We start from the raw sequence: 13,526 nt of genomic DNA, 5'->3' as shown, positions 1-13,526 counted from the left end.
ATTTGTTCCTGCGGCGGCGGAACAAAGCATCCCGCTTTGATGGCCTCATGCGGTCAACCAGTCAGGACAAGCTCTTCTCCGCTGACCGTGCGCGCGCAAATCCCAAGCCGTTTTGCAAACTCGGTACTCGCCTGACAGCCCTGCCAAGCGTCGCGCTGCGACGCCGGAACATCTTCAGCCTCTGCCGGTTCGTTCGGGACGTCGTTGGAGATGGAGGTGCGACATGAAGCAAGCTTTGAGAGATGCGGTGGTGGTCATCACCGGCGCCTCGTCCGGAGTGGGACAGGCCACGGCCGAGGCGTTCGCGCGACGCGGTTCGAAACTTGTCCTGGCCGCGCGCGATGCCTCCGCGCTTCAGCGTGTGGCGAAGACCTGCCGTGAATTGGGGACCGAGGTTTTGGTCGTACCGACCGACGTGACGGATGCGGACGCCGTCAGGGAGCTGGCAGAAAAGGCAACGAGCTTCGGCAAAATCGATGTCTGGTTCAGCAACGTCGGCGTCGGCGCGGTTGGCCGCTTCGTTGATACGCCGATTGCCGCCCATGAGCAGGTCATTCGCACCAACCTGATCGGCCACATCAACGATGCACATGCCGTCATTCCGATCTTTCTGAAGCAGCGCCACGGCACCTTCATCAATATGATTTCTCTTGGTGGCTTTGCATCAACCCCCTTCGCGACAGCCTACAGCGCCAGCAAGTTTGGTCTCAGAGGTTTCTCCGAAGCGCTTCGCGCCGAACTCGCCGATGAACCAGACATCCATATTTGCGATGTCTATCCGACATTCATGGACACTCCGGGTGTAGCCCACGGGGCGAATTACACCGGCCGCAAACTCAACGTTCCGCCACCCGTCTACAACGCGCGTCGCGCCGCTCGCGCCATTGTCCGTCTCGCGGAACGTCCGCGCACCTCGACCACGGTGGGCATCGTCGCGGAACTGGCCCGGTTTGCGCACTTTCTCGCACCGAACATCACGACGCGGCTGCTGGCGCGGCTTACGTCGCATTATTTGAGCCAGGCGCCGCAGACGGAGAACAGCAACGGCAACTTGTTCAGAGCGCCGGCCGTAGCTGGTGGCATTGACGGAGGTCTGCGATCATCCCGCAGGATTCCTGTCGCAACGGTGGCGGCCGTGGCAGTCTTCGGATTGGCAGTCGCCGTCCTGATCACCGGAAAATCACGCGTTTCCTACAGAGGAGTCCTGAGATGAAGGCTTTGACCTGGCACGGCAAGGGCGACATCCGATGCGAGAGCGTGCCCGATCCGAAGATCGAGGACGATCGCGATGTCATCATCAAGGTCAACGCCTGTGCGATCTGCGGCTCCGACGTCCATATTTTCAACGGCCTCATCCCTTCGATGGAGGGGGGCGACGTCCTTGGCCATGAAACGATGGGCGAGGTGGTCGAGGTGGGCAAGAGGGCGACCGGATTAAGCATCGGCGACCGTGTCGTCGTCCCTTTCACCATTGCCTGCGGCGAGTGCTTTTTCTGTCAGCGCGGCTTCTATTCGGGTTGCGAACGAACCAATCCCGATCGGGAAAAGGCAAAGAAGCTATGGGGCAATTCGCCTGCCGGGCTGTTCGGCTATTCGCACCTCCTCGGCGGTTACAGTGGTGGACAGGCTGAGTATCTTCGCGTGCCCTACGCGGATGTGGGGCCGATCAAGGTTCCGGATGAGCTTACAGACGAGCAGGTGCTGTTTCTTTCCGACATTTTCCCGACCGGCTACATGGCCGCCGAGTTCTGCGAGATCAAACCGGCCGACACGATTGCAATCTGGGGCTGCGGCCCCGTCGGCCAGATGGCGATCCGCTCGGCCTTCCTGCTCGGAGCCGAACGAGTGATTGCGGTGGACACGGTTCCGGAGCGGCTAAGGCTCGCCGAAACGGCCGGCGCGATGACTCTCGATTTCATGCAGGAGGATATCTATGAACGGGTCATGGAGCTAACCCATGGCCGGGGAGCGGACGCCTGCATCGATGCGGTCGGCACGGAGGCAGATAGCCGGGCAAGCCTCGATTCCTTTGTCGATCGTGTGAAAGTGGCCACCTACATGGGTACCGATCGCCCGCATGTCTTGCGGCAGGCGATCCATTGCTGCCGAAACTTCGGAACGGTCTCGATTGTCGGTGTCTATGGCGGATACCTCGATAAAATACCGATGGGATCAGCAATCAACCGCGGACTGACGTTGCGTATGGGCCAGACGCCGGTGCAACGGTATCTGCCGTCGCTCCTCGGTCGGATCGCAAAGGGCGAGATCGATCCTTCTTTCGTCATCACTCATAGGGGTAGCCTCGACGAGGGGCCGGTGCTCTACAGTACCTTCGCTGACAGGAAGGATGGGTGCGTGAAGGTCGTCCTGAGGCCGTGATTTGCGGCCGTCAAAATGTCGCCTTCGGCCACCAGACACCGCCGACGGCCCGGTAGCGCTTGAGTACGCGGGTTAGCCAAGTCTCGACACTAGTCGTGCAGCTCGCCTTCGCGTTCGGCCTTGGCGAGATCGTCCTCCGTCAGGACACGTTCGTCAGGATCGGCAGCCTCGCGTCCCTGCGGACTGAAGCGCAGCTTCTCCATGTACGGCGTCGGCTTCCTGCGACGATAGTCGCCAAACTCCTTGGCGTAGTAGGCGCGCGCCTGCTCCACGCTTTTCGCGCCGGTCACAATGTCATGCATCAGATTGAGCGCCAGGAGGTTCGCCTGTTCGTCGTGGCAGCGCGCCGAGACTTCACCGGCCGTGCGTTCAACGATCACGCTACCGTCGAACGCCGCAAGCTCGGAAAATTTCTCCGGTGGAACCCGGTAGTCGATGACCGACTCTACCGAGTCATTGTGAGGAGCGGGAAAGTTGTGATCGTAGAATATCTTCGATGCGACGATCCGCTTCCAGGGACCAGGCCGATACCACACCAGCTGGCTGTCCGTCGCCTCATGGGGTTCGCCGTACTGATCGATAACAAGCTGGGCCGCCTCGCGAGACTCCTCGGGCCAGTCCTTGACGTGTTTGGAGAATTTCCGTTCGGGCATGATCTACCTCCGTGTAAAGGCACCAACTGACGCAACACCGGAAGGTTCCGGGCGGCAGATCTCATGACCGTGGCTGGGTCAGCTGCGCCGTTCGCAAGGCTGCAAAAGCTTCCTCCGCGGAATGACACAGAAGGTTGAGTTCGGTCGGCCGGCGCAGCGCTATCTGGATATGATGACGCCCGAACATCCGGATTAGACCATATCCGGGAAAACGGCCGTTCCCGGCCGCGCGGTTGTTCCACCGTGTGATCCTGCCGTATGACCACGGTGTATAGGAATGTTCCGCGTCAAGAATGCGGGCGCATTCTTATAAAATGTCTTCTTGAATTCCGTGCCTACGTCCATATGGCAGTTTCCTCGCTCCGTGAGCCGGAGTCTCGGAACCCTTTGCCGCCCGACAATGTTCCCGATTCGTCGTAGTCGGCTGCGGAACAATCAAAAGCAACGGCGGTTCGACCCTCGTGAAACATAGGAGGAAGAGATCATGAGCCCTTCTGGTGTCGCTACCTTCGACAAGACACTCCAGGTCACCAACACATGGTTGGATGACATCATGAAACAGCAAGGACCAGATCGCCAAGCCGCGTGGCATATCCTTGGTGCAGTCTTGCATACGATCCGAGACCGCCTGCCGACAGACCTGTCCGCCCATCTTGCCGCCCAATTGCCCCTGCTGGTGCGCGGCGCCTATTACGAGCAGTATCAGCCGTCCAAGCAGCCGGCGCAGCTGCATTCCCTGGATGAATTCCTCGACCAGGTGAAGGAGGAACTCGCCTTCACTCGGCCGGTCGACGCGAAAGATGCGGTACAGACGGTTTTCGCCGTGCTGTCGCATTACCTTGATCCTGGTCAGATCGCGAAGGTGCGCGAAAGCTTGCCCCAAGACATCCGTGCCTTATGGCCGGATCCGCTTTCCAGACACTGAATAAGTGTTCTGGCCATAGTGGCGGACGACAAGCGGAATGGCCCCGAAATCGGAAGCCGACGACCAGATTCTGCGTGGCCGTACATACTTCAACGATCGCCAGCGCCGCGTGATCGATACACCTCATCGTCTCTCGCTGAGGCGATCGGACGTGTCGGCCGCAAGTCAGCAGTCGCAAAGTATGCGGCAAGCGCTGCGATGTCGTTGTCGGAAAGCGGCCTCGCTACCTCCCGCATCACGCGGCCATATCCGCTGTCCCCACGCTGTCCGTCGCGAAATAGGCGGAGTTGTTGCTCGACATAGGGACCGGGCTGACCGATCAGCGACGGGAATGCCGGATTGCGATCCCGGCTTGCGTGGCAGACAAGGCAAGCGGGAATACGCCTCGATGGGTTTCCTTCGGTCGCAAGTTTCTTGCCTGCTTCGATAAGCACCGTCGCGGCGCCTGCTCTTCCCTGTGGTGGAGGCAATGCCGCGAAGTGGGCGGCGAGGTCTTGCCAATAGCGACGACCGACGGCCTTTGCGACGACGCCCATGACGCCGCTCGGTCGGCGGTCGGCGGCGTAGGCTGCGAGACTTTGGAGAAGATAGGATTCCTTTTGACCTGCAATGACCGGCGTGGCCGTACTGCGGCCCCTGCCATCAGCGCCATGGCATCGCGTGCAATCCGCGACAGCCTGTTCAAAGGTCGCAGGCCGGTCAACGAGTGAGCCCACCGGGCCGTAGGCGAGGTCGCGATAGGCCTCGGCGCCGAGCGCCGGCAGCCGACGCAGGAATGCGACCATCGCCCAGACCTCATCGTCGCGCTTTTGGCTGGGCCAGGCCGGCATTCCCGTAAACCGCACGCCATGTTTGACGATGCGAAAGAGTTCGGCATCGCTCCAGCTATTGACCCGCTCGGCGAGATCCGGTGGTTGCGGCAGCATGCGCAAGACGGCAGGCGAGCGGGGCTCTCCCGGTGCGCCGTGGCAAATGGCACAACCGCGCGGAAAATGGCCCGCCGCCGTCTGGACTGCGTAGTTGGGAAGTTCTGAAGGGACTTCGACGGCCAGAGCATAGGTCCTGACTGCTGAGCGCATTGCGAAATGCAGGAACCAGTCGGTGACCTTCCAATGGCCACTCGATGCGCCGACATTGAAGAAACCGATCCAGGCCGCGAAAATCACCGCGAACGGAAGGATCGCAAGAGCAAGAGCCAGGTGTTTCCAATCGACATGCATCAGCCTTCAGCTTTCCTCTGGTTGTCCGGCGCCAGCAGGCGAGCGAGAAGCACCAAGCCACCCGCGAGATAAACGACCGCGCCGGTGGCGAGCATGATGATTCCACCGAGCACCTGGTCCTGCTGGGGGCTGATGGGGGCGCCGAAGCAGACCACAAAGCCCGTTCCGTAGAGCGGTCGCGGGCTGAGCGCGAGCAGCACGCCCATCAAGGTCATGTGTACGGAGGTAAGAAGAAGTGCGAAGACCCCGGTGGGCGGTGTCGCTCGCTCCCTTCCGCCACACTGGCCCACCGAGGTGAGCCACAGGAAAAGGCCGGCGGCAAGAAAGGTTGCCTGCTCAAGCAAGAGCGCGATGACATTCGTCCGGGCGAATGCACGCAAGATCGGCGTATGCCATGTCCAGACGACAACCAATTCCACCAATGAGGCGATCAGGGGCGTTGCCGGCGCAAACAGAAGGGCCGCGACGGATCGGTGAATCCTACGCTCGCTCAACCCCACCGCCAGCAGCGGCGCCGCCATCGCGACGATGCCCATATGCGCCAGCATATGGCCAGCAAATGATCCTTGCGAACCAGGCAGAAGAGAGCCGCCCGCGATCAGGGCCAGCAGCATCACGCCTGACAGCAGTGTAATACGCCTCATCGCCAACACTCCGTCACGAACAATATCGGCAGTGCGACGAAGATCACGGCAATGAAACTCAGGCCGGAAAGCAACAACGTGGCGAAACCCTGGAAAAGCGTGCGGTCATGGCGCGTCGGCTCATCGTGCGGAGGGTCATGGGCGCCGAAGCCCCACTGCCGCCAGGCAAGCCAGGCGGACACCAGGATAGCGACGAGCGCGAATGCCGTCGCAATACCTACGCCGATGCGGACGGCATCGAAGCCGATCGAGAATTTCTCCCGTTTGGCGCAATAGATCGCCACGCTCAGGTAACAGATCAGGAAGTGACCGCCCCAGACGACCGGAGCGGTGAAAAGCGTCCAGAGGGACTCCGGGCCGCTCGGACGGGGCTGTGGGAGTCTCGTGCGCATGGCTATCTCCACCCGGCTTGCGGAAAGAGCGCAAGCACCGGAAAGGTGAGTGCGGCCGTAATCACGAAGAAATGCCAGAAGAGCACGACGTTGCTGAGATCCGCATCGTATTGGCGCGTCAGGCTCCCTGCGAAACTCCGCGCAAGGCAATAGATTTGCATGACTGCGCCGACCGCTGCATGAGCGAGCACCCATATGACCAGGATCCAGACAATGGCAGGATAGACGTGTGTGGTCGGCTGCATGACGTGCGCCCAGGGCCCCGCGAGAGCAGCGACGCTTGCGGCGCAGGTGAGGGCGAAGGACGCTGTAAGACAAAGCCGCATGATGAGCACATAACCCACGGCGTTGTACCGTCGCGCCAGAACAACCAACCCCCATGCCGCTGCGAAGAGCGCCAGCGCGAGCAGTGGCCAGAAGGCCCCCGGACCAGCGATGCCGCCGGTGAAATCCGGGTGGACCGTCCAGTAGAAAAAGTATCCAAAAACGAGGCTTGCAAATGCCGTGCTATCACCAACCATGGTGATAAACATTGCCCACCAGCCGACCGACGCCGGGCCTGAAGAGTAAACAGGCAATGTGAGATCGAGGCCGATGTCCTTCTCGGGCTTTTCCGGGATCCCGGCCGTTCCGGTCCAAAGCCACCAGATGATGGCTGTGAAGGCGATGATCGCAGCCGCAACGGAAGCGATCCACCAATGAAAGGTGAGGGAAATGAAGGCTGCGCCGAGCGATGCAGCCGAGATGATTGTAAGGTAGGACGTCCCACCGACGCGCAGGACTTGCAGGGGCCTGGCATCGAGCACGGAGGTGACTAGGCCCTCCCGCTGGCCCTCCTCTGCGTCTGGGAGGTAGCCGCGGCCTTCGCTGATGTCGCGCGCTAAGGTTTTCTGGTCCCACAGGGGATAACGGCTGGTGATCACGGGAATGGAGCGGACACCCCAGTTCTCCTCTGGTTCCGAAATCCATTCGAGCGTGCCGGCGTTCCACGGGTTCAGCTCACCACGTCGATAACGATGCTTGGGACGTACGACGTCGAAGACGACGAGCAGCACGCCGGAGGCAAAGACGAAAGCGCCTGCGGTGGAGATCAGGTTCAGCCAATCCCAGCCGAGTTCCGCTTGATAGGTGAACACCCTGCGAGGCATGCCGCGCAGGCCCGTGAGGTGCATTGGAAAGAACGCAAGGTTGAAGCCAAAAAACATCAGCCAGAAGGCTATGCGTCCGAGTAGATCCGAAAGGTGCTTCGCGTCTATGAGAGGATAGTAATAGTAGATCCCGGCTGTGACCGGGAACAGCATGCCGCCGATCAGCACGTAATGGAGATGCGCGACGACAAAATATGTGTCGTGCGCCTGCCAGTCGAAGGGTGCGAGCGCCACCATGACGCCTGTAAAGCCGCCGATGACAAAGATGGCGATTCCACCGGTGCCGAATAACATCGGAACCGAGAAGATGACGCGGCCGGCAAGCATGGTTGCGATGAAGACGAAAATCTGCACGCCGGTCGGAATGGCCACCGCTTCCGATGCTGCCGAGAAGAACGCCAGCGAGATCTGTGGCAGCCCAGTTGCGAACATGTGGTGGACCCACAAGCCGAAGGACAGGAAGCCGGTGCCGACGGCGGCGAGAACGATCCAGGAGTATCCGACGATCGGGCGCTGCGAAAACGTCGGCACGATCATGGCCATCAGCGCGATCGCCGGCAGGAAAATTATATAGACCTCCGGATGGCCGAATATCCAGAACAGGTGTTGCCATAGAAGCGGATCACCTCCGCGCTCAGGATCGAAGAACGGCCAGTCGAACATTCGCTGCATTTCGAACAGGATGTCTCCGGCGATCAGCGGCGGAAAGGCGAACAGGATCATTCCCGCGACGATCAGCAGGTACCAGGCAAACAGCGGCATCAAATTGATGCGCATGCCGGGGGCACGGCATTTCATGATGCCGACGATGATCTCGACCGCGGCGGCTATCGAGGCGATCTCGATGAACGAGAGGCCAAGCAGCCAGATGTCGGCGCCCACGCCAGACAATTCTGGGTCGGTGGCGAGCGGCGGGTACATGAACCATCCCGAAGACGGTGCCGCGTCGAAAAAGATGGAGCCGCACACGAAGACGCCGCCGATCAGGAAGCTCCAGAAGCCGAATGCACCGAGCCGCGGAAAGGGCAGGTCTCTTGCGCCGAGCATCGGCGGCAGCAGGAAGATCGCCGCCGCCTCGAAGATCGGCACGGCGAAGAGGAACATCATCACCGTTCCGTGGAGTGTGAAGGCCTGGTTGTAGAAATCTGCCGAAAGCAGATCGTTCCGCGGGATTGCCAGTTGCAGACGCACCAACAGTGCCAGAACGCCAGCAAACAGCATGAACGCGAACGCCGCCGCCGAGTACCATAGTCCAACCTGGAAGTTGTTGACCGAAGTCCAGTAACGCCAGCCGCTCGGATTGGCCCAAACCGCGCGCAATCGCTCCTCCTGCGCCTGGAGGATCTTTTGTGCGTTGGTATCAGGCTGAACACTCATTTGAGCCCCTTGAGATAAGTGGCGATGGCCCGGATCTCCTCTGGTGGCAACATGGAAAAAGACGGCATTCGGGTTCCCGGCTTGAGTGCGGCGGGCTCCGCGACGAAGCGAGCGATCGTCTCCTCGGTGTTGGGGAGGATACCCGCCCCAACGGTCTCCCTCCCCCCGATGTGGGACAGATCCGGGCCGAGGAGACCGCGTGCCTCGGTGCCGTCGATCCGATGGCAGCTTCCGCAACCATGTCTCATGAAAAGATCCCGGCCGGGGCCCGGCGCACCCGGGGCGGGCCTTGACTGGGTGTCCAGCCAACGTTCGAAGTCATCCGGCATCATCGCCACTGCCGAAAAGGCCATCAGCGCATGCGACGTCCCGCAGAACTCCGCGCAGGCGCCGCCATAGCTACCCGCCCTCTCCGCCAGGAGGGAGAGTGTGTTGGTGCGCCCCGGTATCATGTCCATCTTTCCGCCAAGCGACGGTATCCAGAACGAGTGGACGACATCGTCGCTGCGCAGAACGAACTCGACACGCTCGCCCACCGGTAGCCTGATCTCGTTGGCTGATGTAACCGGCGGCCTCGCCGACTTCCGATAAACGACGCGCCACCAAAACTGAGTACCGATTACTTCGACGCGTAAGGCGCTGTCCGTCGGCGGGCGCAAACCCGGCATCAACCACAATGTGTATGTCAGCAGCCCGAACAGGACCGTGGAGGAAAAAACCGGTCCTGCCCACAGGATGAGCCTTCCAGCGGCATCCTCGCTCCAGGTGCGACGTCGATTGCGTATCGCGTAGACAAGCAGGCCGGCAAGCGCGAGCCATATGAGCGCACCGGTGATAACCAGGACCCAGAATAGAAATGAAGTAGCATCCGCTTCCGATCCGGCGGCGTCGAGCGCAGATTGACGGCCGGCGCATCCGCAGCAGAAAAGCGGCGAGCCCGTCGCAAAACGCGCAAACGCAGAGCGGCGCTGCTGAGGATGGCAACCAAAAATCACGGCGATGTCCGTCTTTCAGCGCATAAACCAATCCGGAGGAACCGCTGATTGCGTCCAAAGTTCCGGTGCTCGCCTCAGAGCCCGAAGGGGTCTACGGGACGCCTGGGCTTACACGCTCCGGCATCCTGTCATGGGATCCGCCCCATCAAGCCTTCGTTTTCTTCCCGACGCGTCGTGACAGGCGCCGTCTGCGCCGTCGATATTTCTGATAGGTTCGCCAGCCCCTGAAAACCATGTAGCGCGTTCCGCTATTCGCTGTGATGAGCAGGTATGGCGAACGCAGGGATGATCAAGATCCGCTAGGACGATCAACAATGATCCTAGGCGCTGATCGCCGATCCAGGAGGCTACGACGATGAGCGCATTGCACCTCTAACTTCTCGTGCACTGCACTGCGTCTTCTCGAACCTTCGAAAAAGTCTTGCTGGATGAGGTTTCAAGCGCGATAGTTGTTGCGGTCTGGCGGATGTTTCGCGCTAACGGACGCCTTCGAGATCTTGAGCCATGGATGAACGCGCCGTCATTGAGCAGCATCTCGCGCAGGCAGAACGCCACGTGACTGATGCGATCCGCCACTTGAAGAAACAACGCACGATTCTCGACGAGCTCGAGCGGGACGGACACGATACATCCTTGGCGGGTGAACTTCTTGCAACCTTCGAAGCATTATACGAATCCCACTTGGCCGACCGCGACCGATTGATCGGAGAAAGAGCGGGTTTCGTGCAGCAACCGGCTGAGCGCGGGACAATTGACCATCCGGACCCACCCGGTCGGCGGGACAAATGACCGGCGGACCGTCCGGCAATCTTTCGCTATCGGCCTAGTCCCCAAGAAGTCAGGCGATCTCTGGCGCGCTCTGCCCAGCACGGTCCACGTCGCCATCGCCTTCTCCATCAGCAGGACACCAACCTTGCCAATCGTCGCACAGGGCCTCCTTCGCCTGTCGGCCGTCCAGACGGCAGAGAAGTCTGTTGAGCAGCTCTTCGGGCGCGAGGGCACTATCCGGCGGCAGGTAGGCGGCGATATCTTTCCGGCAATCCTCTATCAGTCTCTTCATCTTGTCGGCATCAGCCATGGTGATCTCCTTGTAGGCCAAACATCTCACCGCCCTAACTGTTCCCCGGGTCTTGCCTGAGCTTAAACGGCTCCTACTCTTCATGAATCAAAATGGAGGAAGGAATGGCAGACGATCCAAAGAAGCAAGCCCGCGATCGAAAGTTGGCATCCACCCAGGAGCATGAGGTCGCCTACATCGTCAAAACGGCGAAGGTGACCCGGCAGAAGGCGCTGGAGGCGATCCGCGAAGCGGGGCCGAGCCGGGAAAAGGTCCTGGAGTATCTGGAGCGCAAATAGGGCGGCGGGGTTTCCCCGCATCCCAACTGACGGAACGGTTGCGAGGTCCCGCGCCGCCCGGCCCAGAAGGGGAACTATCGGGGGCACCTCCTCGGGACCTCGCGCGCCTACAGCGGCCACTGGCGGGCATTCTTGGGTAGGCGCTCACAGTGCAAACTGGTGCGATGAGAGTGCTCGTCAACGGCAATAGGACCTTTAGCGCACCTCCTTGGGACTTAGGTCCACGGTTGGAGTTGCCGGCACGCCTAGACTGAGTTGCTATCAATTGAATCGCCTATCTATCTCCGAACGCTGATTTTGCGAGCTCGGCGCCCGATGTCGAACGCGCAGCGCCGCGTTCCTGTGGCGGCATTGGTCGCCCGCGGCAAATCCACTTGACGGTATATCGTGAAGATGTTCCTCGATCGCGTTCCTGCCGACGAGGGCAATTTGCGTGTTCGCGATCAAGCCGCTTTCAAACGGTCGCTCAGCTCGGTCGCGTCCCTGACGCCCGCCTGGTAGAGCGAGAAGAGCCTCTTTGCGAGCGCTTCAGCTTCGGGGCTATTGCATTTGATCTCGTTTGCTTCCAGCGCGGCATTGAAAATGCACTGAAGCAGTTCGATTTCCCCAGGCTGGAAAAGATCGGAATGAAAGTCGCGGGAAGGATACATTGCGCGTCTTCCTTGATTGGGGCGAAAGCGCATATCTCCCAGCCAGTGGCGCCCGTGTCACTTGCCACCGATGCTAGAATTGTGCACCTCACCGAGAGGCTTCGCTATTAAAAAAGCAAAGTGGGCTGGCTTTTCACGCTGGCGATATGAAATGCATCATTTTCGCGGAATGGAAGCCAGGGCCGGCCGAGAGACGCAAGCAATTGACGTTATGCACGATGCACGGTTCCGCTCCGTGGGACCTTTGCCCATCTACGTCGGACTAAAGTCCGTGGGTAACCCCTTGCTATTGTGACAATATCGGGTTCGGTTACTAGGAGGCATCGCGAGGGACCAGAGCCACCAGTGACATCGCCTCGAGCCAGAGAGCGAGTCCCAGCGGCCCAATGTCCCAAGCAACGTAACCCGGGCTCGGCAGGCCGTCGGTCGCCGGGCCTTTTGCTTTTTCTCGGTCCGCAGGGTTCCGAGTGCTTTTCATGCGGGGTTCCGGGCGGGCACGACGGGCGAACATCGCGGCCGGGAAAGAGCGATGCCAGCCGGAATTGGAGGGGCCGACATCGCTAGTTGCCGGCCCTCGTCGAACCGGCAGCCTCCGTGAGGATCGCTAACAAAAGCGACCGATCTTCAAACGATATTTTCAGTGCATCGTTCCGCTCTTGAAACTGCATAGGACCTTTGCCCGACCTGTGTCGGGCTAAAGTCCCATAGATCGAATCCGCTACAGAGGCGTGGGACCCGCGGAGAGACTAGGTGAAATTGACCAGCTCGCGCTCGCGATCGACGCTGTTGTGGACGACTGGGCCCGGCTTGCCGGGGAAGATTTAGGTCGTCGGGGTTGGGTCGATTGGTCATGTCGCGATGCGGCTGCACCCCTTGCCACAACGCGCGAAATTTCACCTCGAACGATATAGCGGAACTCTTCGCGCTCAGCACGGTTTGCTCCACAGCGTAATCAGATGCATTGCATCCCCAACAGTCGAGCGAAGAGTACAATGTCAATACGTCTCACAGCACTTACTGCCCTCCCGCTTCTCCTGTCTGCGCCGGCATTTGCGGACTGCCGTCAAGAACTCGATAAACTCGACGCAGCCATCGTCTCGGCAGAAACCGGGGCGGCTGGCAGCGGATCCGGCGCGCCCGTTACGGAGCACCAGGAAGAAGTCATGCCCGGCAAACAGAAGAAGGGCGCTGGAACTGAAATAACGGGGTCAACGGGCGCCCAGACGAAAGCAACCTCACCCCATCAGGAGCAAGTAACCGGGAAACGGACCGGTCAAACTGCCGATAAACCAAGCCAGCTCGCGACAGAAGCCCGGAAAATGGCCAAAGCCGGTGATGAGCAGGGCTGCATGAAGAAGCTGGCGGAAATCAAGGACGTGATCGGGGAAAAGTGATCGGTGCCACGGTCGAATGTGATGGAGCGTCGAGCAGCATGAGGCGGCTTCGATTTCCGGTCGTTTTTACGCAGGAAAACCGCGAGGCAGGTAACCCGCTTGACCAGTGACGTCATGTCGGCCGTGCCGAACTTCTTGCGAAACTGAATGGGCTCGCGCTCCCTAGGCCCGAACTACTTGCGTTCGGCGACAGTGTCAGCACGGTGAAGAATGTCGAGTTCCGGGCTGAAGCGGCGACCGGACGCCGTCGGGCAAGGCGTGTGAAAGACCCTCAGGTATCACTTGATATGAACGGCGCCCTGTTTTCATTGTCCCCAAATTTGATGATAGTGGCGATCCGTATACGTTGGAGCAGGTTCGACCCGAGGCGAGTATGCCGCGGGGCGCCGCCTT

The 13,526-nt window shown here is 60.3% G+C and carries 14 protein-coding genes and 1 pseudogene; 6 read left to right on the top strand and 9 right to left on the bottom strand.

Annotation, left to right across the window (positions count from 1 at the left end):
* Nucleotides 1-223: 223 nt before the first annotated feature.
* Together FKV68_RS26435 and FKV68_RS26430 are read left to right on the top strand one after the other, a co-directional pair.
* Nucleotides 224-1,213 (top strand): SDR family oxidoreductase, encoded by a 990-nt coding sequence (locus FKV68_RS26435; RefSeq protein ID WP_180943481.1) that lies wholly within the window; start codon nt 224-226, stop codon nt 1,211-1,213.
* Complete coding sequence (locus FKV68_RS26430) at nt 1,210-2,379, top strand: zinc-dependent alcohol dehydrogenase (RefSeq protein WP_180943480.1); 1,170 nt, start codon at nt 1,210-1,212, stop codon at nt 2,377-2,379. Before FKV68_RS26435 ends, FKV68_RS26430 begins: the two co-directional genes overlap by 4 nt.
* 89 nt (nt 2,380-2,468) lie before the next feature.
* Here FKV68_RS26430 and FKV68_RS26425 read toward each other — a convergent pair whose 3' ends face one another.
* Nucleotides 2,469-3,032 carry a hypothetical protein gene (locus tag FKV68_RS26425; RefSeq protein ID WP_180943479.1) on the bottom strand — a complete coding sequence of 188 codons (564 nt, stop codon included), beginning with the start codon at nt 3,030-3,032 and terminating at the stop codon, nt 2,469-2,471.
* A 484-nt stretch (nt 3,033-3,516) separates the two neighbouring features.
* Here FKV68_RS26425 and FKV68_RS26420 point away from each other — a divergent pair, with 484 nt between their 5' ends.
* Nucleotides 3,517-3,957 (top strand): DUF2267 domain-containing protein, encoded by a 441-nt coding sequence (locus FKV68_RS26420; protein WP_180943478.1) that lies wholly within the window; start codon nt 3,517-3,519, stop codon nt 3,955-3,957.
* A gap of 89 nt (nt 3,958-4,046) precedes the next feature.
* Here the strand turns inward: FKV68_RS26420 and FKV68_RS26415 are convergent, their stop codons facing one another.
* Genes FKV68_RS26415 through coxB form a run of 5 tightly spaced genes read right to left on the bottom strand, consistent with a single transcriptional unit; the run spans nt 4,047 to nt 9,733 of the window.
* On the bottom strand, nt 4,047-5,177 hold the full coding sequence (locus FKV68_RS26415; protein ID WP_245181384.1) for a c-type cytochrome: 1,131 nt from the start codon (nt 5,175-5,177) through the stop codon (nt 4,047-4,049).
* A complete protein-coding gene (locus tag FKV68_RS26410) occupies nt 5,177-5,821 on the bottom strand; it encodes a cytochrome c oxidase assembly protein (protein ID WP_180943477.1) in 645 nt (214 codons plus the stop codon). The genes FKV68_RS26415 and FKV68_RS26410 overlap by 1 nt, the downstream gene beginning before the upstream one ends.
* Nucleotides 5,818-6,213: a hypothetical protein gene (locus FKV68_RS26405; RefSeq protein ID WP_180943476.1), complete on the bottom strand. Its 396-nt coding sequence runs from the start codon at nt 6,211-6,213 to the stop codon at nt 5,818-5,820. The genes FKV68_RS26410 and FKV68_RS26405 overlap by 4 nt, the downstream gene beginning before the upstream one ends.
* 2 nt (nt 6,214-6,215) lie before the next feature.
* Nucleotides 6,216-8,738 carry a cytochrome c oxidase subunit I gene (gene ctaD, locus FKV68_RS26400; protein WP_180943475.1) on the bottom strand — a complete coding sequence of 841 codons (2,523 nt, stop codon included), beginning with the start codon at nt 8,736-8,738 and terminating at the stop codon, nt 6,216-6,218.
* Nucleotides 8,735-9,733: a cytochrome c oxidase subunit II gene (gene coxB, locus FKV68_RS26395; protein WP_246452758.1), complete on the bottom strand. Its 999-nt coding sequence runs from the start codon at nt 9,731-9,733 to the stop codon at nt 8,735-8,737. Before coxB ends, ctaD begins: the two co-directional genes overlap by 4 nt.
* Before the next feature lie 504 nt (nt 9,734-10,237).
* Here coxB and FKV68_RS26390 point away from each other — a divergent pair.
* On the top strand, nt 10,238-10,522 hold the full coding sequence (locus tag FKV68_RS26390) for a hypothetical protein (protein ID WP_180943474.1): 285 nt from the start codon (nt 10,238-10,240) through the stop codon (nt 10,520-10,522).
* 49 nt (nt 10,523-10,571) lie between these two features.
* Here the strand turns inward: FKV68_RS26390 and FKV68_RS26385 are convergent, their stop codons facing one another.
* Nucleotides 10,572-10,811 carry a hypothetical protein gene (locus tag FKV68_RS26385; RefSeq protein WP_180943473.1) on the bottom strand — a complete coding sequence of 80 codons (240 nt, stop codon included), beginning with the start codon at nt 10,809-10,811 and terminating at the stop codon, nt 10,572-10,574.
* Nucleotides 10,812-10,915: 104 nt separating this feature from the next.
* Between FKV68_RS26385 and FKV68_RS26380 the strand changes: the two genes are divergently transcribed.
* Nucleotides 10,916-11,089, top strand: coding sequence for a DUF3606 domain-containing protein (locus FKV68_RS26380; protein WP_180943472.1), 174 nt, complete (start codon nt 10,916-10,918; stop codon nt 11,087-11,089).
* A 443-nt stretch (nt 11,090-11,532) separates the two neighbouring features.
* On the opposite strand, the gene FKV68_RS26375 is transcribed toward FKV68_RS26380, so the two are convergent.
* Nucleotides 11,533-11,739, bottom strand: a complete 207-nt coding sequence (locus tag FKV68_RS26375) for a hypothetical protein (RefSeq protein WP_180943471.1) — start codon at nt 11,737-11,739, stop codon at nt 11,533-11,535.
* Between the two features lie 992 nt (nt 11,740-12,731).
* On the opposite strand from FKV68_RS26375, the gene FKV68_RS26370 reads away from it, so the two are divergent.
* Nucleotides 12,732-13,133 (top strand): hypothetical protein, encoded by a 402-nt coding sequence (locus FKV68_RS26370; RefSeq protein ID WP_180943470.1) that lies wholly within the window; start codon nt 12,732-12,734, stop codon nt 13,131-13,133.
* On the opposite strand, the pseudogene FKV68_RS33900 reads toward FKV68_RS26370, so the two are convergent.
* A pseudogene (locus FKV68_RS33900) lies at nt 13,133-13,267 on the bottom strand (IS30 family transposase); the annotation flags it as partial. The gene FKV68_RS26370 and the pseudogene FKV68_RS33900 sit on opposite strands and share 1 nt — an antisense overlap.
* Nucleotides 13,268-13,526: the final 259 nt, after the last annotated feature.

The organism is Sinorhizobium mexicanum (assembly GCF_013488225.1).
GTDB classification, from domain to species: Bacteria; Pseudomonadota; Alphaproteobacteria; order Rhizobiales; family Rhizobiaceae; genus Sinorhizobium; species Sinorhizobium mexicanum.
This window is presented reverse-complemented; position numbering and strand designations above follow the sequence as displayed.

Bases quoted from the DNA above. Each gene is read 5' to 3' on its own strand.
- FKV68_RS26435 (WP_180943481.1), top strand. From the start codon at position 224: ATGAAGCAAGCTTTGAGAGATGCGGTGGTGGTCATCACCGGCGCCTCG.
- FKV68_RS26430 (WP_180943480.1), top strand. From the start codon at position 1,210: ATGAAGGCTTTGACCTGGCACGGCAAGGGCGACATCCGATGCGAGAGC.
- FKV68_RS26425 (WP_180943479.1), bottom strand. From the start codon at position 3,032: ATGCCCGAACGGAAATTCTCCAAACACGTCAAGGACTGGCCCGAGGAG.
- FKV68_RS26420 (WP_180943478.1), top strand. From the start codon at position 3,517: ATGAGCCCTTCTGGTGTCGCTACCTTCGACAAGACACTCCAGGTCACC.
- FKV68_RS26415 (WP_245181384.1), bottom strand. From the start codon at position 5,177: ATGCATGTCGATTGGAAACACCTGGCTCTTGCTCTTGCGATCCTTCCG.
- FKV68_RS26410 (WP_180943477.1), bottom strand. From the start codon at position 5,821: ATGAGGCGTATTACACTGCTGTCAGGCGTGATGCTGCTGGCCCTGATC.
- FKV68_RS26405 (WP_180943476.1), bottom strand. From the start codon at position 6,213: ATGCGCACGAGACTCCCACAGCCCCGTCCGAGCGGCCCGGAGTCCCTC.
- ctaD (WP_180943475.1), bottom strand. From the start codon at position 8,738: ATGAGTGTTCAGCCTGATACCAACGCACAAAAGATCCTCCAGGCGCAG.
- FKV68_RS26390 (WP_180943474.1), top strand. From the start codon at position 10,238: ATGGATGAACGCGCCGTCATTGAGCAGCATCTCGCGCAGGCAGAACGC.
- FKV68_RS26385 (WP_180943473.1), bottom strand. From the start codon at position 10,811: ATGGCTGATGCCGACAAGATGAAGAGACTGATAGAGGATTGCCGGAAA.
- FKV68_RS26380 (WP_180943472.1), top strand. From the start codon at position 10,916: ATGGCAGACGATCCAAAGAAGCAAGCCCGCGATCGAAAGTTGGCATCC.
- FKV68_RS26375 (WP_180943471.1), bottom strand. From the start codon at position 11,739: ATGTATCCTTCCCGCGACTTTCATTCCGATCTTTTCCAGCCTGGGGAA.
- FKV68_RS26370 (WP_180943470.1), top strand. From the start codon at position 12,732: ATGTCAATACGTCTCACAGCACTTACTGCCCTCCCGCTTCTCCTGTCT.